Origin of the sequence: Aeromonas sp. s6, assembly GCF_040907815.1 — a bacterium.
Classification (GTDB): Bacteria; Pseudomonadota; Gammaproteobacteria; order Enterobacterales; family Aeromonadaceae; genus Aeromonas; species Aeromonas caviae.
Window position 1 is genome coordinate 1 of the sequence record NZ_JBFOCN010000086.1, and the last position, 22,170, is coordinate 22,170.

Annotated in this window: 21 protein-coding genes and 1 rRNA gene; 11 read left to right on the plus strand and 11 right to left on the minus strand. The window is 60.1% G+C overall.

Translation table 11 applies throughout. The features are described from left to right. The 3 genes from AB5Y50_RS13375 to AB5Y50_RS13385 all read right to left on the minus strand — a co-directional run. Positions 1–1,531: retention module-containing protein (locus tag AB5Y50_RS13375; protein WP_368162979.1), on the minus strand; the 1,531-nt coding region annotated here is incomplete at its 3' end. A 231-nt stretch (positions 1,532–1,762) separates the two neighbouring features. After that, a complete protein-coding gene (locus AB5Y50_RS13380) occupies positions 1,763–3,424 on the minus strand; it encodes a putative transporter (RefSeq protein WP_111896789.1) in 1,662 nt (553 codons plus the stop codon). A gap of 121 nt (positions 3,425–3,545) precedes the next feature. Further along, the gene (locus AB5Y50_RS13385) at positions 3,546–4,178 is read right to left on the minus strand and encodes a hemolysin III family protein (protein ID WP_029314795.1); all 633 of its coding nucleotides are present in this window, start codon (positions 4,176–4,178) and stop codon (positions 3,546–3,548) included. Positions 4,179–4,369: 191 nt separating this feature from the next. Between AB5Y50_RS13385 and AB5Y50_RS13390 the strand changes: the two genes are divergently transcribed. The 3 genes from AB5Y50_RS13390 to AB5Y50_RS13400 all read left to right on the plus strand — a co-directional run bounded on the left by AB5Y50_RS13390 (position 4,370) and on the right by AB5Y50_RS13400 (position 6,852). Then, the gene (locus AB5Y50_RS13390) at positions 4,370–5,875 is read left to right on the plus strand and encodes an aminotransferase class V-fold PLP-dependent enzyme (RefSeq protein WP_010675537.1); all 1,506 of its coding nucleotides are present in this window, start codon (positions 4,370–4,372) and stop codon (positions 5,873–5,875) included. Positions 5,876–5,979: 104 nt separating this feature from the next. After that, entirely contained in the window at positions 5,980–6,531 is a 552-nt protein-coding gene (locus AB5Y50_RS13395) for a septation protein A (RefSeq protein ID WP_010675538.1), read from the plus strand. Between the two features lie 24 nt (positions 6,532–6,555). Next, positions 6,556–6,852 (plus strand): YciI family protein, encoded by a 297-nt coding sequence (locus tag AB5Y50_RS13400; RefSeq protein ID WP_010675539.1) that lies wholly within the window; start codon positions 6,556–6,558, stop codon positions 6,850–6,852. Between the two features lie 63 nt (positions 6,853–6,915). Here the strand turns inward: AB5Y50_RS13400 and cysQ are convergent, their stop codons facing one another. Continuing rightward, positions 6,916–7,686, minus strand: coding sequence for a 3'(2'),5'-bisphosphate nucleotidase CysQ (cysQ, locus tag AB5Y50_RS13405; RefSeq protein ID WP_010675540.1), 771 nt, complete (start codon positions 7,684–7,686; stop codon positions 6,916–6,918). A 166-nt stretch (positions 7,687–7,852) separates the two neighbouring features. Here cysQ and AB5Y50_RS13410 point away from each other — a divergent pair, with 166 nt between their 5' ends. The 3 genes from AB5Y50_RS13410 to AB5Y50_RS13420 all read left to right on the plus strand — a co-directional run bounded on the left by AB5Y50_RS13410 (position 7,853) and on the right by AB5Y50_RS13420 (position 10,787). Then, positions 7,853–8,170: a ComEA family DNA-binding protein gene (locus AB5Y50_RS13410; protein ID WP_010675541.1), complete on the plus strand. Its 318-nt coding sequence runs from the start codon at positions 7,853–7,855 to the stop codon at positions 8,168–8,170. A gap of 94 nt (positions 8,171–8,264) precedes the next feature. Then, entirely contained in the window at positions 8,265–9,176 is a 912-nt protein-coding gene (galU, locus tag AB5Y50_RS13415) for a UTP--glucose-1-phosphate uridylyltransferase GalU (protein ID WP_010675542.1), read from the plus strand. A gap of 213 nt (positions 9,177–9,389) precedes the next feature. Continuing rightward, entirely contained in the window at positions 9,390–10,787 is a 1,398-nt protein-coding gene (locus AB5Y50_RS13420; protein ID WP_029314796.1) for a peptide MFS transporter, read from the plus strand. 70 nt (positions 10,788–10,857) lie between these two features. On the opposite strand, the gene AB5Y50_RS13425 is transcribed toward AB5Y50_RS13420, so the two are convergent. Beyond that, positions 10,858–11,829 (minus strand): response regulator, encoded by a 972-nt coding sequence (locus AB5Y50_RS13425; RefSeq protein ID WP_029314797.1) that lies wholly within the window; start codon positions 11,827–11,829, stop codon positions 10,858–10,860. 275 nt (positions 11,830–12,104) lie between these two features. Here AB5Y50_RS13425 and AB5Y50_RS13430 point away from each other — a divergent pair, with 275 nt between their 5' ends. The 3 genes from AB5Y50_RS13430 (at position 12,105) to AB5Y50_RS13440 (ending at position 14,469) form a co-directional block, all read left to right on the plus strand. Next, positions 12,105–12,779 (plus strand): DnaT-like ssDNA-binding domain-containing protein, encoded by a 675-nt coding sequence (locus AB5Y50_RS13430; RefSeq protein WP_039041329.1) that lies wholly within the window; start codon positions 12,105–12,107, stop codon positions 12,777–12,779. Between the two features lie 72 nt (positions 12,780–12,851). Further along, positions 12,852–13,706 carry a DnaA/Hda family protein gene (locus AB5Y50_RS13435; protein WP_010675546.1) on the plus strand — a complete coding sequence of 285 codons (855 nt, stop codon included), beginning with the start codon at positions 12,852–12,854 and terminating at the stop codon, positions 13,704–13,706. A gap of 127 nt (positions 13,707–13,833) precedes the next feature. Beyond that, positions 13,834–14,469 (plus strand): SDR family oxidoreductase, encoded by a 636-nt coding sequence (locus AB5Y50_RS13440; protein WP_010675547.1) that lies wholly within the window; start codon positions 13,834–13,836, stop codon positions 14,467–14,469. Positions 14,470–14,525: 56 nt separating this feature from the next. On the opposite strand, the gene AB5Y50_RS13445 is transcribed toward AB5Y50_RS13440, so the two are convergent. The 4 genes from AB5Y50_RS13445 to AB5Y50_RS13460 form a co-directional block, all read right to left on the minus strand. Beyond that, entirely contained in the window at positions 14,526–15,719 is a 1,194-nt protein-coding gene (locus AB5Y50_RS13445) for an ABC transporter permease (RefSeq protein WP_010675548.1), read from the minus strand. Then, positions 15,716–16,852 (minus strand): ABC transporter permease, encoded by a 1,137-nt coding sequence (locus tag AB5Y50_RS13450; RefSeq protein WP_043156045.1) that lies wholly within the window; start codon positions 16,850–16,852, stop codon positions 15,716–15,718. Before AB5Y50_RS13450 ends, AB5Y50_RS13445 begins: the two co-directional genes overlap by 4 nt. Further along, positions 16,852–17,856 (minus strand): HlyD family secretion protein, encoded by a 1,005-nt coding sequence (locus tag AB5Y50_RS13455; RefSeq protein ID WP_080767988.1) that lies wholly within the window; start codon positions 17,854–17,856, stop codon positions 16,852–16,854. Before AB5Y50_RS13455 ends, AB5Y50_RS13450 begins: the two co-directional genes overlap by 1 nt. Positions 17,857–17,929: 73 nt before the next feature. Then, positions 17,930–19,336, minus strand: coding sequence for a TolC family protein (locus AB5Y50_RS13460; protein WP_043156047.1), 1,407 nt, complete (start codon positions 19,334–19,336; stop codon positions 17,930–17,932). Between the two features lie 290 nt (positions 19,337–19,626). Between AB5Y50_RS13460 and dusB the strand changes: the two genes are divergently transcribed. Together dusB and fis are read left to right on the plus strand one after the other, a co-directional pair. Next, the gene (gene dusB / locus AB5Y50_RS13465; protein WP_010675552.1) at positions 19,627–20,592 is read left to right on the plus strand and encodes a tRNA dihydrouridine synthase DusB; all 966 of its coding nucleotides are present in this window, start codon (positions 19,627–19,629) and stop codon (positions 20,590–20,592) included. A gap of 25 nt (positions 20,593–20,617) precedes the next feature. After that, positions 20,618–20,914: a DNA-binding transcriptional regulator Fis gene (gene fis, locus AB5Y50_RS13470; RefSeq protein ID WP_005309538.1), complete on the plus strand. Its 297-nt coding sequence runs from the start codon at positions 20,618–20,620 to the stop codon at positions 20,912–20,914. 82 nt (positions 20,915–20,996) lie between these two features. On the opposite strand, the gene AB5Y50_RS13475 is transcribed toward fis, so the two are convergent. Continuing rightward, the gene (locus AB5Y50_RS13475; protein WP_043156049.1) at positions 20,997–21,629 is read right to left on the minus strand and encodes a LysE family translocator; all 633 of its coding nucleotides are present in this window, start codon (positions 21,627–21,629) and stop codon (positions 20,997–20,999) included. Between the two features lie 296 nt (positions 21,630–21,925). After that, positions 21,926–22,040 (minus strand): 5S ribosomal RNA (gene rrf / locus AB5Y50_RS13480). Between the last annotated feature and the right edge of the window lie 130 nt (positions 22,041–22,170).

The following is a 22,170-nucleotide window of genomic DNA, read 5'->3' on the forward strand; positions in this document are numbered from 1 at the left end:
CGGTTTTCGGGGCGTCGCTGATGGTCAGGGTGTAGCTCGCCTTGCCCCCCTCGACCACATTGGCATCGCCGGTCAGGGTCAGGGTCGGGGCATCCTGGTCATCCACCACTGTATTAGTGATGGTGCCAGTGCTAACCACATTCTCGTAATTGCCACCACTGGTCTTGTCGATAGTGACGCTCAGTGACTCTTCACCTTGCTGATAAATGTCATCTCCACGAACCGGTACAGGGTCACTGTTAGCGCTGCTGGCCCCCACCGGAATGGTGATCACCACCCCGTTGGAGAGGGTCACGGTCAGCGGGCTGCCGGTCACCGGGTTGCTGACGCTGGCGGTGTAGACAATGCTGCCGCCCTCGGTCACGATCTGGCCGTTGGTGGCCGAGCTCAGGGTCACGGTAGTGGTGTCCACGGTGTCGGCCACCTCGGTGGTCACCTTGCTGCTGGTGTCCAGCTGTTCATAGTTGCCACCGCTGCTGCCGGTGATACTCACCGTCAGGCTGCTGCCATCTTTGTAAACGTCGTCACTCGGGGCATCGACCGTCACACTGCCGCTCAACTCACCCGCCTTGATGGTGATGCTGGCGCCGTTGGACAGGGTCAGCACCAGGTCACTCTGCGGGGCGTTGTTGACGTTGGCACTGTAGGTGATCTGCCCACCTTCGTTGACCTGCGCCGGAGCACCCAGGGTCACGGCGGTGGTGTCGACAGTGTCGTTAATCTGGGTAGTCGTTGAAGGTCCAGTGATAATCTGGTTGAAACCACCACCCTGAGTACCGGTAATCGAAACGGAGATCGTTGACGGGTCGACATAAGGGCTGTCTGCTGGAGCAGCAACAGTGACTGAACCGGAACTCTGGCCGACGGGAATGGTGATCACTGCACCATTTGACAGCTGAATAACCAAGTCAGAACCAAAAACAGGTTCATCTAATGTCGCAGTAAAGGTGATAAACCCACCTTCATTCACCTGTACATCTGCACTCAAGACAAGGTTGGCGGAGGTAAAAAGAGGATCATCTTCACCAACGGCTTCAAGCGGTGGCTCGCCATTGGCGTTGTAGGTGGTATCGAAGGTGGCTTCAGCAATGGTTGCGGAACCGGTACGGTCGATGGTAACAAAACCGCCGTTGCCACTGGCACCGGCGACGCCTCCAATACCGCCACCACCGGCGGCAGGTGCACCGCCTGCGGCAGAGGCTTCAAAGGCCTGAGTCGGGTCAGCCCCACCCAAGATCGCCTGTTGCAGGGCATTGATATCATCAGGAGTGCCAGCAGCGCCATTTTGCGCCAGCTGGGGAGCATCCCCCTCTTCGGCAGGTTCACTCTGCTCGCTGGCTGGTTGCACATTGAACGACTGTCCGCCGCCCATGAAACTGGCGCCATCCGGCGACATGATCACCGCCCCTTTCGGCAGCACATCACCTTCAGCCAACAGCTTCCGGCTGCCATCAGCAGCAACCAGATAAATTTGTCCTTTGAGTTGGGTTACGGTTACGCCCTGTTCCAAGGTAACGGCATTGGTAATCATGTTCTCTCCTGAATCCTGATTTGAATGCAATAAGCCACAGCCTACTTTGCAGACTGAGGGGAAAAATAACCAGCTCGAAAATTCGAAAGGATAGACCGATTTGAGGCTGAACTGTTCAGCCAGACAGAAGTGTGTAAAACGAGGTTGCGAGAATGGCAAAAACCAAAATTATCAATAAATTACAGAGTAATGACAGGAGCATGACAAAACATGCTCCCGTCAAGATTAACCCTATACACCCGCCCAGAGGATGATAGCCAACAGCTGTGGCGAGATGATCCGCAGGAACATCACCAGCGGGTAGACAGTGGCGTATGAGAGCGCACTGGCGCCACTGGTCGGGTGCATGGCGTTGGCAAAGGCCAGCGCGGGAGGGTCTGTCATGGAGCCGGCCAGCAAGCCGCACAGGGTCAGATAGTTCATCTTGCCGTAGAGGCGCGCCAGCACACCGACCACCAGCAGCGGGATCAGGGTAATCGCCATACCGTAGAGCATCCAGGCTGGGCCATCACCGTTGATCAGGGTGTCGATGAAACCGGCCCCGGACTTGAACCCCACCACCGCCAGGAAGAGCACTATGCCTATTTCCCGCAGCGCCAGGTTGGCGCTCGGCGGCATGAACCAGTAGAGCTTGCCGATGCTGCCGATACGAGACAGGATGAGCGCCACCACCAGCGGTCCCCCTGCCAGCCCCAGCTTGAGCGCCGCCGGGAATCCCGGCAGGTAGAAGGGAATGGATCCGAGCAATACCCCCAACCCGATGCCGATGAAGACGGGCAGCATCTGCACCTGTTGCAGTTTCTGCTGCACGTTGCCCACCACGCTGGTGACCGCCTCGATGGCATCGAGCCGCCCCACCAGGTTCAGGATGTCACCGAACTGCAGACTGGTCTGACTGGTCGGCACCAGCTCGATGCCGGCCCGATTCAGGCGCGAGATGACCACATCGTATTTCTGCTTGATGTCGAGATCGCGGATCCGCTTGCCGAGCACCTGCTCATTGGTGACCACCACCCGCTCGACCCGCAGATCGGTCCCGCGGGTGGAGAGGGAGGTGTCTACCTCCTCTCCAAGCACCAGCAGCACCTTGTGCAGGGCATGGCGCTCCCCCACCAGGTGCAGCAGGTCGCCAAGTTCGATGCGCGAGTCGGGCTTTGGCACCATCAGTTCGTCGCCACGCTTGAGTCGGGAGCAGATGACGTCCGCCTCGTCCAGACTCGGGATCTCGCGGAGCATCAGGCCATGCATATTGGGATTGCGCACGGCAATGTTGATGGTTTGCAGACTCTCCTTGGTCTTGCCTGCCTGCTGCTCGAAAGCGACCGCCTCCTCCTCGATCTTGATGTGGAAGAACATACGGATGAGCCACATGGTGAGCAGGATGCCGCAGATACCGAACGGGTAGGCCACCGCATAGCCCATCCCCATCAGGCCGGTGGATCCAGGATCCGCCCCCAGCTCGGCCAGGATCTGCTGGCCAGCCCCCAGGGACGGGGTATTGGTCACGGCCCCGGAAAAGACCCCGAGGATCACCGGCAGCGGTACATCGAACAGCTGGTGCAACGCTGCCGCCACCAGGCAGCCGAGCAGAACCAGCAGGGCCGCGAAGCCATTGAGCTTGAGGCCCGAACTGCGCAAGGAGGAGAAGAAGCCGGGACCGACCTGGATGCCTATGGTGTAGACGAACAGGATCAGGCCGAATTCCTGAATAAAATGAAGTGTTTGCTCATCCAGCTTCAAGCCGGACAAGCCGGCGAAGTGGCCCACTATGATGCCGCCGAACAGCACCCCGCCGATACCCAAACCCACGCCATAGACCCGCCAGTTTCCCAGCCAGAGCCCCAGCACTGCCACCAGCGACAGCATGCTGATGGAAAGCGCGATCTCACTCATCGTTTGCATCCTTTCCAAACTGAACTGGCACTAGCTTGTCAGCAAACGAAGGGGGCAACTGTGGGGTGCCGCACGAATTCAGGCTTTCATGAGCACAAAAATACCAATTAAGGGTTAGCCATCAGATATAGCCATAAATGGCCATGAAGTGGCACAGACTGCCACCCAGCACAAACAGGTGCCAGATGGCGTGGTTGTAGGGAATGCGCTTGGCCACATAGAAGATCACTCCCAGGCTGTAGATGAGACCACCCAGCCCCAGCAGCAGGAGCCCGGTACCATCCAGATGCAGATAGAGCTGGTAGATGACCACCAGCGACAACCAGCCCAGCATCAGATAGGTAAATAGCGACACCTTCTTGAAGCGATTGATGAAGATCAGCTTGAACACGACCCCCGCCAGGGCCAGCCCCCAGATCACCACCATCAGTCCTTGCGCCAGCGGCGTATCGAGCGCCACCAGCAGGAAGGGGGTATAAGTGCCGGCGATCAGCAGATAGATGGCGCAGTGATCGAACAGCTTGCTCCAGCGTCTGGTCGCCACCGAGCTCACGCTGTGGTAGAGCGTCGAGGCGAGATAGAGCAATACCAGGCTGGCACCGTAGACGCCGTAGCTCAGCAGTACCCTGGGCCCCTGATCCCACCCCTTGTGCAGCAGCAAGACCAGTCCCAGTCCGCCCAGCAGCAGCCCCAGCCCATGGCTGAGGCGATTCGCCCACTCTTCCCGTGGGGAGTACCCCGTCACATTCATCATTACCTCCAACCCATTACCGGCCCACTCTAGCGGCCGACATTTCAGGCTACAAGTGTTAGCTGAAAATAAAGGAGCGAAGAGAGGGAGGGCCAGAGATGGCTGTGCCCCCCGCCCCTTTGGTGTATGCTCTGCCGCCGACGCCGCCCATGCGGATGGCCGCGTCTGCCCGACAATCTGGTCTGGAGAACCCGATGAAGCTCACTGAACTGTTTACACAACCGGATCCTGATTTCGGCAAGGCCATGACGGCCCTGCTGGAGCATTTCCATCATTCCGACGACAGTCAGGCCCCCTATCAGCGGGGCAGCTTCACCCACCAGCTCGATCAGTCGTGCATGCCCGCCATCGGCATCTCTCCCCGGGACTATCTGGCACGGCTCACCACCCTGGTACCCGGGGCATCGCACCTCACCTCTCCCCGCTACATGGGACACATGACGGCACCGCTGCCGGCCTTCACCGCCGAGCTCTCCCGGCTCTTGGTGATGCTCAACCAGAACCCGATGAAGATGGAGTCCTCCCGTTTGCTGAGCTTTCTGGAGCGGGAAGTGCTGGCCAAGCTGCACCGTCTGGTCTACCGCGAGGACGACGCCTTCTATGCAGCCCAGATGCATGCCAAGGATGCAGCCCTCGGTGTCATGACCAGTGGCGGTACCATCGCCAACGTCACCGCCCTCTGGCTGGCCCGCAACCGGGCCTGTGGCGACAACCTGTTCGCCCTCGCCGAGCAGGGCTATCGCGGCGCCGTCATTCTGGGATCGCGGCTGATGCACTACTCCTTCGACAAGGGGATGGATCTGCTGGGACTCGGGGGTCGCAGCGTCTGGCGTCTCGACACAGACGAGCACAACCGGCTCAGTCTGGCGGCGCTGGAACAGGCCCTTCAACAATGCAGGGAGCAGAAGCTCAAGGTGCTGGCGCTGGTCGGCGTGGCTGGCAGCACGGATTTTGGCTCCGTCGACCCGCTGCCGGAACTGGCCGCCATCGCCCGGCGCGAGCAAATCCACTTCCACGTGGACGCGGCCTGGGGTGGCCCGACCCTCTTCTCGCCCCGCTATCAGGGATTGCTTACGGGGATAGAGCACGCCGATACCGTTACCCTTGACGGTCACAAGCAGTTGCTGGTCCCGCTCGGTACCGGCATGCTGCTCTGCCGCCAACCGGACCTGATGATGACGGTGAAGCGCGAGGCTCCCTACGCCATCCGCGCCACCTCCTTCGATCAGGGGCGTTTCACTCTGGAGGGGACCCGTCCCGCCAACGCGCTCTATCTGGATGCCGCCTTCCAGATGCTGGGGCAGCAGGGTTATGCCCAACTCATCGACGCCAACTACGACAGGGCGCGGCGAATGGCCGCGCTCATCGACGCCAGCCCCGCCTTCGAGCTGATGTCGGCACCTGTCATGAACCTGCTCTCCTACCGGTGCATTCCGCCCCACCTGCAAGGTCAGGTACCCGATGTGGCGGCCAACGAACAGATCAATCTCTTCAACGTCGCCCTGCAAAAAGCCCAGCGCGCCGAAGGGCACAGCTTCGTCTCACGCACCCAGCGCGCAGTCTCCCGCTATGGCGAGCAACCGCTCACGCTGCTGCGCGCCGTCCTGCTCAACCCTCTCATCGAGGAAGCAGACATACACGCATTGCTGGACGATCAGGTGCGCCTTGGCAACCAGATTGCCAGCCAGCTGTTCGAGTAACCCGCCGCCCCGGGAAGGAACTGCCTGCAGAATGGACGGTCTATTCATTTGCCGTTGTCTGACGGGCAGGTACACTGAGTGAAATTTTGAGGTTAGAGCCCAGCATGAAGCAGTTTATCGAGTTCATCCCCCTGATCGTCTTCTTCGCGGTCTACAAGTTTTACGACATCTACACCGCCACTGGCGCCCTGGTGGTCGTCACTGGCCTGCAACTCCTGTACAGCTGGCTTCGCTATCGCCGGGTCGAGAAGATGCAGTTGTTCACCTTCGTGCTGGTCGGTTTCTTCGGCGGCCTCACCGTCTTCTTCCACGACGATGCCTTTATCAAGTGGAAGGTGACCGTCATCAATGTGCTCTTTGCCCTCGCCCTGCTCATCGGCCGCTATGGCTTTGGCAAGAACCTCATCAAGCAGATGCTGGGCAAGGAGCTCCAAGCCCCCGACCGGGTCTGGGACAACGTCAATCTCGGCTGGGTCGGCTTCTTCACCCTGTGCGGTCTGCTCAACCTCTACGTGGCCTTCAACCTCTCCCAGGAGATGTGGGTCAACTTCAAGGTGTTCGGCCTGCTGGGCATGACCCTGGTCTTCACCCTGCTCAGCGGCGTCTATCTCTATCGCCACATGCCGGCCGAGCAGAACGCAGAACAGAAAAAATAACCGCAACCAGAAAGGGATTGTTCCATGTGGTATCTGATCTACTCCGAAGATGTCGCGGGCAGCCTGCCCCAGCGCAAGCTGGCACGCCCTGCCCACCTGGCCCGCCTGCAAGCCTTGCAGGATGAGGGCCGACTGCTGACGGCCGGCCCCAACCCGGCCATCGATGCCGAGGATCCGGCCGATGCGGGCTTCACCGGCAGCACCGTCATCGCCGACTTTGCCAGTCAGGCCGACGCCCAGGCCTGGGCCGATGCGGACCCCTATGTTGCGGCAGGGGTCTACGCCAGAGTGACCATCAAACCGTTCAAGAAAGTCTTCTGAGCCCATCGAGGCTGACAAGAAAAAGGCCGGACACTGTCCGGCCTTTTCGTATCCGATGATGACTCATGCCCTGGCCACAAACCAGGGATTGAGGATATCGGGCTTGTTGTAGCAAAGCGGCGAACCATCGAGCTGGGTGACGCTGCCCCCCGCCCCTTCCAGTACCGCCTGAGCTGCCCCCGTATCCCACTCGCAGGTCGGTGCGAGCCGCGGGTAAAGCTCGGCCTCCCCCTCGGCAATGATGCAAAACTTGAGAGAGCTGCCCATGGAAACCAGCTCGATCTCGCCCCGCTCCAGTTCGCCAAAACGGGCCAGATACTCGAGTGTCTCCTGCGACAGGTGATTGCGACTGCCCACCACGCGCCACACTTGCCCAGCGTCATGAGGGCGGGTCTGGATGGCCTCGTGCCTGCCATCAGCCACACGCCAGGCGCCAATCCCCTTGCCCCCATACCAGAGCTTGTCCAGTACCGGGGCATAGACCAGCCCCCAGCGCGGGGTCCCCTGTTCAATCAGGGCGATATTCACCGTGAACTCGCCGTTGCGGGAGACAAACTCCTTGGTGCCATCCAAAGGATCCACCAACCAGTAACGGGGCCAGCCGAGTCGCGCAGCCATCACCTCGGGGGAGGACTCTTCCGACAACACCGGGATATCGGGAGTGAGACGCGCCAGCGCCTGAACGATCACCTCGTGGGCCCCCTTGTCCGCCGCCGTCAGCGGGCTCTCGTCCTGCTTGTACTCCACCGCAAAGGGCTGACTGTAGATAGACATGATGGCCTCACCGGCGGCGCGGGCGATGGGCTCCAGTTCGGAAATGGCGGGTAGATACATGGAAAAGAGTTCTCGCTCAAAGGGTTGGTCAGTGTAACCGAGTGAGTATCTTCGGCTTATAGCCGTTTGCACTGACTTATACAGTGTCAAAACTGACAGACAAAAAGTGGCGCAACACAGCTAATGATAAATATGCCACTAAGGCAGATTCATAAGGATGTGAAACATGAACAAGAAGACCCTGATCGCCGCACTGCTGCTGAGCTGCCTCCCCCTGTTGAGCCAACCTCTGCTGGCCGCCGACAAGGCGGCGACCAAGCCTGTGGCCACCACCCAAGTCAAGGAGAGCGGCAAGATCAATCTCAATACCGCCAGTGCCGGCGAGCTCACCGCCCTGAAAGGCATTGGCGAGAAGAAGGCACAGGCCATCATCGACCACAGGGAGAAGCAGGGCAAGTTCACCTCCGTCGATCAACTGGCGGACGTCAGTGGCATCGGACCTGCCACGCTGGAAGCAAACCGGGACATGATTATCGTCAAGTAACCGGTTTGAATCCCTATCATCCCGAGGGCAGCCTGTGGCTGCCCTATTTTTCTTCGGGTATCATGAGCCCACTTTGTATCTTCGGACTCACTCCATGAAAAAGACACCGCTCGTTGTTCGCAAGGCCGTTCTCCCCGTTGCCGGTCTGGGTACCCGCATGCTGCCCGCCACCAAGGCCATCCCCAAGGAGATGCTGCCCGTGGTCGACAAGCCGCTGATCCAGTATGTGGTGCGCGAAGCCATCGCCGCCGGCATCAAGGAGATCATCCTGGTGACCCATTCAAGCAAGAACTCCATCGAGAACCACTTCGACAAGAGCTTCGAGCTGGAGGCGACCCTGGAGAAGCGGGTCAAGCGCCAACTGCTGGAAGAGGTTCAGCACATCTGTCCCAAAGACGTCACCATCATGCACGTGCGTCAAGGGGAAGCAAAAGGCCTGGGCCATGCAGTACTGTGTGCCCGCCCCCTCATCGGGGATCAACCCTTCGCCGTGCTGCTGCCGGATGTGCTCATCGACGAGGTGGCCAGCGATCTGAAGCAGGACAACCTGGCGGAGATGGTGCATCTGTTCGAAGAGGAGCAGATCAGCCAGATCATGGTGGAAGCCGTCCCCGAGAGCGAAGTGGACAAATACGGCATCGCCGACATCAAGGGGGAAGCCCTGAGCGAAGGCATGTCCCTGCCGATGCAGGCCATCGTCGAGAAGCCGCCCCGGGATGAAGCCCCGTCCAACCTGGCCGTGGTCGGTCGCTATGTGCTCTCGGCCAATATCTGGCCCTTGCTGGAAAAAACCCCGGCCGGCGCCGGCGACGAGATCCAGCTGACCGATGCCATCGCCATGCTGATGGAAAAGGAGCAGGTCAATGCCTACTTCATGAAGGGACGCAGCCACGATTGCGGCAGCAAGCTCGGTTACATGAAGGCCAATGTGGAATACGCCGTGCGCCATCGGGAACTCAGCAAAGAATTCACCAGCTGGCTGAAGCAGTTTGCCAAAGAGCTGTAATCTCTGAATATTTACAAGATAAGCAGAATAAAAAACTGGGCATCATTCGATGCCCTTTTTCATTTTATAAACAAATATTCAACCATTGATAGATAAAATATCGCTAAATCATAATATTGTAATTTAAAGTCGCTTGTTCTATAAGGATTAAGGCTTGTTCCTAGCCCTTGCATAAAATTTCTAAAAAAATATAAGACACAGGTGGAAGTTCCAATGAATAACCCGTCCAAAGGGACCTTTTTAGGTCACCCTAAAGGGCTTTTTTTGCTCTTTAGTACCGAACTGTGGGAGAGATTCTCCTATTACGGCATGCGTGCCGTGCTCGTCCTCTATCTGACCGACCTGACCGCCAACGGTGGCATGGGCTGGACCCAGGCCGACGCCCTCAAGCTGTACGGCATCTATACCGGTCTGGTCTACATCACTCCCATCATCGGCGGCTGGCTCGCAGATACCTTCCTGGGCCAGCGCCGTGCCATCCTGTTCGGTGCCGTGCTGATGGCCGCCGGCCAGTTTACCCTGGCACTGCCTCACGCCATGTTCCCTGACATGGTCAACACCGTCTTCTATGCCGGCCTTGGCTTGCTGATCGTGGGCAACGGCCTGTTCAAACCGAACATCTCCACCATGGTGGGCGACCTGTATAAAGAAGGGGATCACCGTCGTGACGGCGCCTTCACCATCTTCTACATGGGCATCAACCTGGGCTCCCTCCTGGCCGGCGTGATCTGCGGCGCCGCCGCCACCGCCTATGGCTGGCAAGCCGCCTTCGTCAGCGCCGGTATCGGCATGCTGCTCTCCCTGGTCGTGCAGGCCACCATGGCCCAGCGTTTCCTTGGCGACATCGGCCGTGTGCCCGCCGCCCAGCGTGCCGCCCTGCAGCGCTCCAAGGAGCAAAAAGCGCCCCTGACCAAACAGGAAGTGGATCGCATCAAGGTGATCCTGGTACTGGGCCTGTTCACCATCATCTTCTGGGCCGGCTTCGAGCAGGCCGGTGGTCTGATGAACCTGTATGCCCAGGAGTATACCGACCGCATGATCGGCAGCTTCGAAGTGCCGACCGCCTGGTTCCAGTCCCTGAACCCCTTCTTCATCATCACCCTGGCCCCTGTCGTGGCCGCCATCTGGATCAAGCTCGGCAAGAAAGAGCCGAACTCCCCGGTGAAATTCGCCATGGGCCTGCTATTCCTGGCCGTCGGCTTCCTGTTCATGATCGGTGCCGTGCTGGAGCAAGGTGGTGATCAGGCTGTCAAGACCTCCATGTTCTGGTTGGTCGGTGCCTACCTGTTCCATACCCTGGGTGAGCTCTGCCTCTCCCCCATCGGTCTCTCCATGGTGACCAAGCTGGCTCCGCTGCGCCTGGCCTCCCTGATGATGGGTGCCTGGTTCGGTTTCGTGGCCCTGGCCAACTATGCCGCCGGCTTCATCGGATCCTTCGTCGGCGAATCCGGTGCCATGGCCATCTTCGGTGGCATCGCACTGGCCGCCGTGATCAGCGCCCTCATCCTGCTGACCATGGCCAACCGCTTGGTCTACTGGATGCACGGTGCCGAAGGCCCGGCCAAAGAGCCCGAAGAACAAGAGCAGAAACTGCACTCCGCGACCGTTTGACCGGTCAGGACAGCAGATACCAAACAGGGCGCCCATGGGCGCCCTGTTTGCATGTGTTCACTTCACTGCGTCAGTGGTGACGAACCTGCATCGTCAGGGCGCTGCCGCTGTCACTGCGAAACTGCAGATCAAAGGGCTCGTGCCAGCTTCGCCTGTGCAACGTGTAGCGACTGCTGCGCATCAAGCCGAGCGGCAACCCCCCTGCACGCATCAACCAGTGAGGTGAGGTGAGCCCGGCATTTGCAAAAAGCAGCCCATCTTCCTGATCGAACAGCAGGGCCGCCATGGCAAAGGAGTGACGCAGGCCCGACTCCAGCAGTTGCAGATTGAGGTAATCCAGCAATCGGTGTGGCTGGGTCAACAGCAGGCTCTCCTGTTGCTGGTATTGGCGATAGGGGCCGTTCATCAGGGATCGCACCAAGGCACCACAGAAGGCCGCATCCACACCGAGGATGGGCAATTCCATCACCAGTACCAGCAGCTTGTCGTCCAGTTTGAAGGTATCCGGGATGAAGAGATTGCCCATGCCGGCAAAGGTGACCTGCCAGGGCCCCCACTCCTGCATGCCAGGGGGCGCCAACCAGGCGAGCAGCCGACTGCTCGCCAGATCGTGGCCACGGAAGAAGTCGATGTGCTCCATCAGTTCCAGCTGCTGGCTCTGATGCCCGAGGTTTGTCAGGCATTGCTCGATGCTGCGGCGGATCTGCTCATAGTCATTCACCGGTTTGATGAAGAAGTCCCTGGCCCCCGCCCGCAGCGCACGCTCGATCGCAGCCATCTGATCCTGACCGGAGATGACGATGACGGGCACCTGTGGATAGCGGGCGGTAAGGCAGGCAATCACCTCATGGCCATCCATGTTCGGCATGTTCAGATCACACAACACCACATCGGGGTGATAGAGCGCTGCGGCAGAGAGCCCCTCAATTCCGTCTTCTGCCTGAAAGACGCAGGCCCCGTCGTGCTCGAGATAAGATACCAGTGAGTGGCGAAAAACCGCTTCGTCTTCTACCACCAAGATCCGTAGTCCGGCTTTTGACATCTTGACAAAGCTCTTATTAGTCAAATGGTTATTTGAGCATTAAGACTAGATCATGGGCGCTGGATACCGCCACACAATATTGTCGAGCAGCGAGCCGGGCTGGCCTTGGTATCTGCCAAGCGTTTGAAATGGTCCGACTATTTTGATCGCCCCCTTGCGCAGAGATGGTCGGCAACCGTCGCCCGGCAGCCGTTATCTCGCAGGTCGGCACCATGAATTGTATGAGGCACCGCCATGAGGGATAATGCCCTCCACTCCAGATCGTGAAGCAGACCATGACGCCAGCCGAATACAGCGCCCTCGCCCATCCCAGACTCTCCCATCCGGCCCGCAGCCTCTATACCCTGCAACTGCGCCGCTTGGTGCTGGAAAATCGGCTGGCCCGACTCAACTATCCCGAGCTTGGCCGGGCATTGGCTGTCGTCGATCCGGGCAATCCCGGTGGTTTCAGCTATCAGGTCAACGCTCGCCAGCTGACCGAACTGCTCGACGAGCTGATGGAAGCCGAACTGCTTCAGGTCGAGGCCCAGGCTGACAGTGAGCACTACCACCAGTGCCCTTTCCAGTTGCCGTTGCTGAGCCAGCGGGTGCGCAGCCCTCTGCCGGCACGCCCGTTCCAGATGCACCTGCAGTGGCGTCCGGACGAAGAACTGCCTGCTCTCGCACGCCTGTGCGGGGTGATCGATGCCAGCTACAGCGAAGAGGATCTCGGGGAGTTCATCGCCTACTGGCTCGGCCGCCCCGAGGTGTTCGACTCCCAGCACCAGTGGATGTTGAAATTTATTCGGGCCCTCAAGAGTCGGCGCTACGCCCGCCGCCCGGCGACCGTGGTCACCGGGTACCAGCAGGTCGCGCCAGCCCCGGTAGAGGCTGGCCCGAGCCGCCGGGCGCAAGAGATGATCGATGAGGCCAAACGGCTGGCACAAGCTCAGGAGCCGGAGAATGATTGATACCAGGCGGCCACGAAGTGCACTATTGACCCCCTGCCCATCCAGCCACAGCCCTAGCAGAAGGAGAATTCCATGACAGATCCGCACGACCCGATGCGCCAGGCACTGGAAGAGATCGAGGCCAAACGCCAGAAAATCGCCAAGGCAAGACAGGAGCAACGGGCTCATGATCCCGAGCTCAAGCGTCACGTCAGCAGCCTGCAGCAACGTATTCTCCGACTGCGGGCCGCAACCGGCGGCAGCCAGTACGACTACGAGACCCTGCGCAAGGAGTACGACGCCAAGGCCAATGCCGAAGTGCGCGAGTTGCAGAAGGCCGCCCGCCAGGAGCGGATCCAGAAGCTGATCGCCCAGGCCGACCTCAATCCGGACTGGATCTTCGACAAGATGGATTCCGGTGACCCGGCCCTGCAATACCCCATCGAGACAGCCCGCTACTTCATCAGCGGTTTCGAGCACTGGGAGAAGAGCGGCGGGGGCTGCATGCTGATCTACGGCGATTACGGCACCGGCAAATCCACCCTGGCGGGTGCCGTGGCCCACGAGTTGATCGCGCGCCACCAGAAGTCGGTGATCTTCCAGCAGTGGGCCTCCATCGTGGACAGGCTCTTTTTCAACGTCATCCAGGATCAGGAGGAGCGTAACCAGTACCGCCGCGCCCTGGAAGAGGTGGACCTGCTGATCATCGACGAGGTGGCGGCCAACCGTGCCAAGATGGCCGAGAGTCAGTCCAGCTTCCTCGGCCACCTGCTGCGCCGTCGTCGCAACCTGTCCAAAAGCGTCATCATCATCACCAACCACAGCCCCCAGAGCCTGCATCAGGCCATCGGTGATTTCAGCTATGAGGCGATCAAGGCGTTCAATCCGGTGGACATCCACCTGAGCGGACCCAGCCGCCGTCCCAGCATCGGCCATTACAACGGTTGATCCCGTCGGGCCGGCGTCCCTGATGTCCGGCCCTTCATATCCCCTGCACCTCACAAATAAAAACCACTCTCATTTACAGAGAGCCATCCAGGCTCTAGGCTTGCTCTTTTGTTCGAGAGGGCCTGTCATGCCAACCACACTCATCTTCGGTGCCAGTCGAGGACTGGGCCGCGCCTTCACCGACCACGCACTGCAACTGGGCCACAGGGTCGTTGCCCTGGTGCGCCATGCCGACATGGCCAGCGAGCTGCATACCCTGGGAGTCGAGGTCGTCATCGGGGATGCCCTGGACCCCCAGGCCGTGGCCCAGGCTTGCCGCTTGGCGGACAGGGATGCCCGGGTAGTCTCCACCCTCGGCAGCTTTCGCCAGAGTGCACCGGTGGATTATCAGGGCAACCGCCATGTGATCGACGAGATGGAGCGCGCCGGGCTCAGCCGCCTGCTGCTGGTCACCTCCCTCGGTTGTGGCGACAGCTGGCAATACCTGCCCGAGCGGGCTCGCGCCGCCTTCGGACACGAGGTACGCCTCAAGAGCCTGGCGGAAAGCTGGCTGCAGACAAGCCCCCTGGCGTGGACCATTTTACGCCCCGCAGGGTTGCAGGATGGGGAGCCCACGGGTCAGGCCATCCTGAGCCAGGGGCTAGAGAGGCATGGCCTGGTCAGGCGCCAGGATGTGGCGATACGGGGTTTGCAACTGCTCACCGACCAGGAGGCGTGCGGCCAGATCTATGCCATCGGCGATCCGGGTCTGAATCAGCCATGATCCCTGTGAATGGCAACACGGTCAGCCCAGTGGCTGACCGTGTTGTTGCAAGGCGCCTAGTCGGTGGAAGACGCTGTCGCCCCATCATCCGGCCGCGTTGCAAGGCACGGTTGACGCCAGCGGAGCAACCAGCACGCCAGAGCGCCATACAGCAGCGCCAGTCCCCACAACTGCCACCAGTAGCGGGAGACCTGGGCAAAGTCGGCCCCCATCTGATTGAGGCGCAGGAATCCCTCGATGGCCGGCGTGCTCGGTGCCCACTGGGCCAGCCAGTTGAGGGGGGCCGGGATGAGCTCAAGGGGCCAGATAAAGCCGGCCAGGAAGACCAGCGGCAAAGAGGAGACAAGCACCACCTGGGTCGGTAGATCACGGCGGGTGAACAGGGCGCCGAGCACGATCCCGAGCCAGGTGGTGGCCAACAGGAACGGCAGGGTAAAGAGCCAGAGTTCGCCGGGTACAGCGGTGCGGGCAATACCGTAGTGATCGAAGCAGAAGCCGAAGAAGTAGGTCACCGGAAGGACGAAAAGAGCCCCCACCACCAGGGTGCGGGCCAGCAACAAGGCCGGCACGGGAGCATGTTGCCAGTAGCCTGACTCGCCACGGCGGCTGCGCTGGTTCTGGGTCGCCCCCAGGATGCCGGTCCCCATCAGCAACACCTGATGCAGGATCAGCACGAATACCGCAGGCACCACGTAGTTCACATAGCCCATGGTGGGGTTGAATACCGGCAGCACATTGAGGGCCACCGCGTTCCAGCCCATGGCGGCCTGGGGCAGCGCCTCACCCTGGCTCAACAGCCTGGCCACCTTCACCTGGGCGGCAAGCGTGCCCCCCGCCTGGGCCAGCCCTTCGGCAATGGTGCCATAGACCAGGAAGTAGGAGGCATCCCCGGCATAACCCAGGGTCACGCTCCTGCCCAGCATCAGATCCCGATAGAAGTGGCGGGGAATGTGCAAGATGCCGCTCGCCTTGCCGGTCAGCATCATCTGGCGGGCCTCGTCGAGCGAACCGGCACGGGCCACCAGTTTCACCTGCGCCGTGGCATCGGCCATAAACTCCAGCTGGCGGGAGAGCTGGCTGCCATCCTCGTTGACCACCACCACGGGCTCTTCCCTGGGCAATTGGTGCAGGTAGGGCTGGGGGTAGAGGAAGGAGTAGAAGAAGACGCCGCCAAACAGGGTCAGCATGATGGCGCGATCCGCCAAGAGGGTGCGCAGCTCAAGGCGCACCAGATCCCAGAATCCCATCATGGCCTGGACTCCTCATGGGGCAGGGCCGCGCCCGACGGCGTCCGGTAGCGGTGTACCACCAGCAGCAGGGGCAGCAGAAACAGCAGCAGGGCCCCGAGCTGGGGCAGGGCCGCCGTCAACGGTTGACCGTAGTTGGTTTGCCCGATTTGCAGCTCCACATAGTGGGAGATGGGCAGCAGGCTGCGCCAGAACTGGGCCACATCCCCCATGGCGCTGACCGGAAAGGTGACCCCCATAAAGGCGAAACCGGGAGCCGTGTAAGCCCCCGCCAGCGACAGAGCGCGCGCCGGATCCCGGATGATGGCGTAGAAGAAGGCCCCCATGGTGACGCAAGCGGCCGACGCCAGTCCCAGCCCCGCCGTCAGCACCAGCCAACTGCCTTGCATGGGGTACCCAAGCCCCTTGAACAGCAGCAGACTCCACGCCAGACCCCACCCCCAGCCGATGAGCACGTGGGGTAGCAGGGTACGCCAGAGGCCGAACCAGACCCCTCTGGTGGTCCAGTCCAACCCGAGGCGATCGGTGCGGGCCAGGGCGTTCAGGCCATAGAGCACCACCAGGATCTGCCACACCGCAGGCAGCAGGGCGCTCAGCAGAAACTGGGCGTAGCTGGAATTGATGTTGTAAAGCGCGGTAACCTGGCTCGCAATGGGTACGGATTGTCCCAGGGCACCGGGCAGCGTCTTGCCGTCGGCCATGGCCGAGAGCACGCCCACCTGGCCATTAAGAGTTCCCACCACCTGGGCCAGTGCGGAGTTGACCAGCTTGGCAATCAGGATGAACTGGCCATTGTTGAACACGGTCACCCTGGGTTGGGTCCCCTCGCGGGCATCCCGCTCCAGGTGATGGGGGATCACCACCAGGGCATAGATGTCTCCCCCACGCAGCGCCCTGGCCCCCTCGTCGATGGCGTCAAACTGCTGCGCTATCTTGAGCCCGGCGGAGCCATCGAGAGAGAGCGCCAGTTGTCGGGAGAGGGTGCTGCGATCCAGATCCACCAGACCGACCTTGAGATCCCGCGCCAGGCCGGCTGAAAAGATCCAGCACAGGATCCCTATCAGCACCAAGGGGACCCAGCTCGCCAGCGCCCGGCCGAACGGGTCCTGCCAGAGCAACCGCCATTCGCGCCCCATCAGAGCTCGACCAGCACGCTCATGCCGACCCGCAGCCCGTCAACCGGCTGCAAGGGGCGCGCTTCCACCTGGAAGCTTTTCATGTCGAACCCCTGGCGGGTGTCGGTGGCACGCCAGGTGGCGAAATCCCCCATCACGGCCACATGGGTCACCTTGAAGCGCACCAGCTGATCCCCCAGGCCGGGAATACGGGCATCAAACTCGGTACCGACCGGGAACCTTGGCAAGAGGTCCTCACGGACATGGAACTGGGCCCAGGCATCCTTCATGTCGAGCAAGGTCACCACAGGGAAGCCCTGGGGAGCCAGCTCGCCACTACGCAACAGCACCTGGGCAACTTCCCCCTCGTGGGGGCTGGCGATGCGGGTATCGGCCAGATAGGCTTCCACTTCCGCCACTCCGCCAGCCGCCATCTTGGCCTGCTCGCGGGCCGCTATCTTGGTCTCTTCCCGCGCCCCTTCCAGTGCCATCTGGTATTGCTGCCAGGCCATGCCCTCGCTGTACTTCGCCGCCTGCCAGGCCGTCCAGGCCTCGTCACGCTTTTGCAGCGACATCACGCCATCCCGATGCAGGCTGGCAATGCGCTCGTAGGTTTTGCCATGAAGCAGGGCAGCCGCCTTGGCCTGTTGCCACTGATCCTTGGCGGCCGCGATCTGCTGCACTCGCGCCCCCTTCTCGGCCTCTTCGGCCATGGCACCCGCCGCGGCCTGCCCGGCCTTGGCCTGACTCAGCTTGGCCTCGATCTCCGGGCTCGCCAGAGTGAACGCCAGTTGGCCCCTGGCCAGTTGATCCCCCTTCTTCACCAGCACCTCGTCGATGCGGCCCGCCACCTTGGAAGAGACCGAATACTGCTGCGCCTCTATCTGCCCCTGCAGACGCACCGGCTCCGGCTGATAGGCCAGCCAGAAGCGCCAGCCAAGCCAGAGCACAAGCAATACCAGCGCCAGTGGCAGCAGCCAGGGCTTGCCCTGGCTCATCTTCTTCTTGATGGGGGGATGACTCATGAATTCACCTCGGCAAACGGGCGACCCTTGACGGTCGAAACGGACATGAATAACGGAGTGGAAGAGCGCGCGATCATGAGTTCACCTCGATCGCCTGGCCATGCTGATACTGGTTGAAACTGTTCATCTGACCGGAGAGTGCCAACAGGCGGGCCAGAGAGATCACGTATTGATAGGCGGCGGCGGCGCGCTGGGTCTTGACCCCGGCAAGCTGGGTCTGGGCATCGACCACATCGAGGGAAGTGGAGAGCCCCTGACCGAATGCCTTGTCACGCAACCGCACGTTCTCCTCGGCCAGCGCCTGGGTCGAGGAGAGAGAGTGATACTCCTCCAGTCCCTGGGCAGCCTCGCGCCAGGTCTTCTCGACCAGCAGCTCCAGATCCTGGCGGGTCTTGGCTTGCAGCAGGTTGACCTGGAGTTCGGCGCTCTTGGCTGCCTGGACCGTCTCGGAGCGGCCATCACGACTCACCAGCGGCATGCTGACCCCGACACCAACCAGCCAGTCCGGTGTGGTCTTGGAGACAATGGAATCATCTTCATAGAGGTTGTAGTTGCCGAACAGGAAGAGCTCGGGGGCGTATTTGCCCTTCTCCAGCTTGATCATCCCCTGGGCCTGATCCTTCTTGGCCGTCAACAGCTTGAGACCGGGATGCACCGACAGGGTCTCCTCCACGAAGGGAGACAAGGCTGGCATCCCTTCGTTGATGAAGAGGGCGGTATTGGGCTCAGCCTGCTTGAGCTTGAGCATGTGGCCGAGCGTCAGCTGGGCGATCTCCAGGCTGCGCCTGGCCTTCTGGGTATCGATACGTGCCCTGTCATAGGCAGACTGGGCCGAAAGGCGCTCCACCTTGGCGATCTGCCCCTGGGCTTCGAGCTTCTTGGCATGATCCAGATGGTGTGCCAGTCCCTGCTCGATCTCCTGCTTGGTCTGCACCACCTGCGCCGCCAGCACCACCCCGAAGTAGGTCTGGGAGAGGCTCTCGAAGGTGGACTGCTGTTTGAGCACCAGCAACTGCTCAGCCTCGCTCACCTGGGCCTGACGAATATCCTGGGCCGCATCGATGCGCCCGCCGGTAAAGAGCGGCCATAGCATCTTGACCGAACTGGTCACCACGTTCTGCTTGGTGAGGGGGGTGACGAAATCGCTCGGGCTGAGGTTGAGTGCCTGCATCACAGGCCCCAGCACCTTGCCGAATTCCGGATGATTGGCGATGGGGTTGAGATCCAGCATGTCCAGCTCCATCGGCTGATCGAGATGGGTATAGCTGGCCCCCACATCCACCTTGGGCAGGTACATTGCCTTGGCCGCCTCCCGCAGTTGCTGGGCCCGCTCCACCCCGGCCTGCTCTGCCGCCAAGCCGTCATCCTGCTGGATGACGCGGCTCCAGGCCTCGGTAAAGCTGACCGTCTGCGCCTGAGCCGACCCCAGCACGATACCCAGCAGGCATGGGCAGAGCGACTTGATGAACTTTACCGTCATACATCCCCGATCCGTTTGTAATGAAATTGTGTAGAGTCTTTGCTCAATTCAGGCCCGCTATCATAGCCTAAACCGGCTTGAGAGGGAGACTCACAAATCACCATCCCCCTCACTCGCGCCCTCCTGACCATGGTCACAGACAATATGTCCGATTTTCAAGCACTCCTGAATTTGCAAGCCTTGGCGCGACGTTTTTTTCAGAAAAAAATGGCTGACGCTCAAATACTAACCTTTTCTCCTGACTAAAAAATGCGTAATATACGCCGCCCTAAGCCGATGGTAACCGTGGAATGCAGATAGGTCCCCACACGCTTGAAACTCCCCTGATCGTGGCCCCCATGGCCGGTGTAACAGACCGACCATTTCGTGAACTTTGTTTACGTTTGGGAGCCGGTATGGCCGTTTCCGAGATGCTGCTGGCCAACCCGGATGTCTGGGATACCCAGAAAACCCGGATGAGAATGGATCACTCTGCTGAAGGCGGCTTGCGATCGGTCCAGATTGCCGGTGCCGACCCCGAGATGATGGCGTTTGCTGCCCGCTACAACGTGGAGCAGGGCGCTCAGATCGTCGACATCAACATGGGATGTCCGGCAAAAAAAGTGAATAAGAAGCTGGCAGGTTCCGCCCTGCTGCGTCAGCCAGACCTGGTCAGATCCATCTGCCGGGCCGTGGTGGATGCGGTGGAAGTACCTGTCACCTTGAAGATCCGCACAGGATGGGATCCGGATAACCGCAATGGCGAGGAGATCGCCCGAATCGCCGAAGATTGCGGTATCGCGGCCCTTGCCGTGCATGGTCGTACCCGTGCCTGCCTCTACAAGGGCGAAGCGGAGTACGACACTATCAGGGCGATTAAGCAGGCCGTATCGATTCCTGTTGTCGCCAATGGCGACATCGATAGCCCGGAGAAAGCCCGGTATGTCCTCGACTATACCGGTGTCGACGCCGTGATGATCGGCCGTGCTGCGCAAGGACGACCCTGGATTTTCCGGGAAATCCGCCATTTTCTTGAAACGGGCACCAAGCTGCCGCCTCCCGACAGGGAAGAGGTTCGCACCCTGATGAACGAGCATGTCACCAATCTGCACCAGTTTTACGGTGCCTATCTGGGAGCGCGCATTGCCCGTAAACACGTGGGCTGGTATCTGGATGAAGAAGAGGCGGGCCGAGAATTCCGTAAGCACTTCAATGCCCTGGATTGTGCAGACGCACAACTCGAGGCACTCGAAGCGTATTTCGATGGATTAGGTTAACGCATAACTAAAGAGCCGACCGAATATGTTCGAACAAACCCTGACTTCTGATGCATTGGTAACAACTACTCACAATCACGCTGCCGAGCCGACCCAACGCCCCCTGCGTGACTCTGTGCAACAGGCCCTGCGTAACTACCTGGCCCAGTTGAACGGTCAGGAAGTGATTGATCTGTACGATATGGTTCTCTCCGAAGTCGAAGCTCCCATGCTGGACGTGATCATGCAGTACACCCGTGGCAACCAGACTCGCGCCGCCGTAATGATGGGCATCAACCGCGGCACCCTGCGCAAGAAACTCAAGCGTTACGGCATGAACTGATCCCGGTCATTCTGCTGCAGTGCAGACGAAGGCGTATCCCAGCGATGGGATACGCCTTTTTCTATGCCCGGTTTTTACCTGCTCACTCCACCGCCAGCTTGATACCGAGCCCCACGAACAGCCCCCCCATCACGCGATTCAGCCAGGTGGCCACCCGGGCGGGCAGTCGCACCTTGCGGCTTGCAAACGCGGTGGAAAACGCCAGCAGATGGCACCAGATCATGCCGTTGAGATTGAAGATGCAGCCCAGCACGATGAATGCCATCGCCTTTTGCGGTGAAGCGGGATCGATGAACTGGGGCACAAAAGCGAGAAAGAAGAGCGCCACCTTGGGATTGAGGACATTGGTGAGCAACCCCTGCCGAAAGATGCGCCCATAAGAGAGCGCAGGCAGCGCCACAGCCCCATCCACAGACGTTGAAGTGCCACTCCTCTGCCAGAGCATGGACACGCCGAGATAGACCAGATAGAGCGCCCCCATCAGCTTGATGACGGCAAACAGCTCGGCGGAGGCACTCAACAGGGCAGACAGTCCCAGCGCCGCAGCCAACACATGTACCATGGTACCTGTCCCGATACCCAATGCCGCCATGGACCCTGCACGCCATCCCTGGGAGCCGCTGCGCAGCATGATGAGCAGGGAGTCAGGCCCAGGCATCATGTTCAGCAGCAGGCCAGAAACGACAAACAACGCCAAATCGTGGATCCCCAACATAGACAGCTCCTTGTACATGAAAGAAACAGTCTATGGATCCTGAGGTACTTGTCACTCCCGTTTCCAGCGATAGTGATTATCAAGGAAGGGAATAGCGCTTGAGCCGGAGATACTTGACGCTCAACCTGGTGAGAAAGAGAGATTGAGCCGTTTGAAAGACAGTGATACTGGCTGAATAACAATGTTTATCGATACAATAGACTGTGTTTTGCGCATTAACCAGACTTATTATCTAAAAAATAAATTTCAGGCAATAAAAAACCCCGCTCAGATGAGCGGGGTTTCTTGTATTGGGTGCCTGGCAGTGTCCTACTCTCGCATGGCGAATGCCACACTACCATCGGCGCTACAGCGTTTCACTTCTGAGTTCGGCATGGGGTCAGGTGGTTCCACTGCGCTATTGCCGCCAGGCAAAATCTTCAATCTGAGAAAGCTGATGTAAGTAATTCGTTCATTCGCTACAAGGCCAGAAACACTTCTTGGGTGTTGTATGGTTAAGCCTCACGGGTAATTAGTATGGGTTAGCTCAACGTATCGCTAC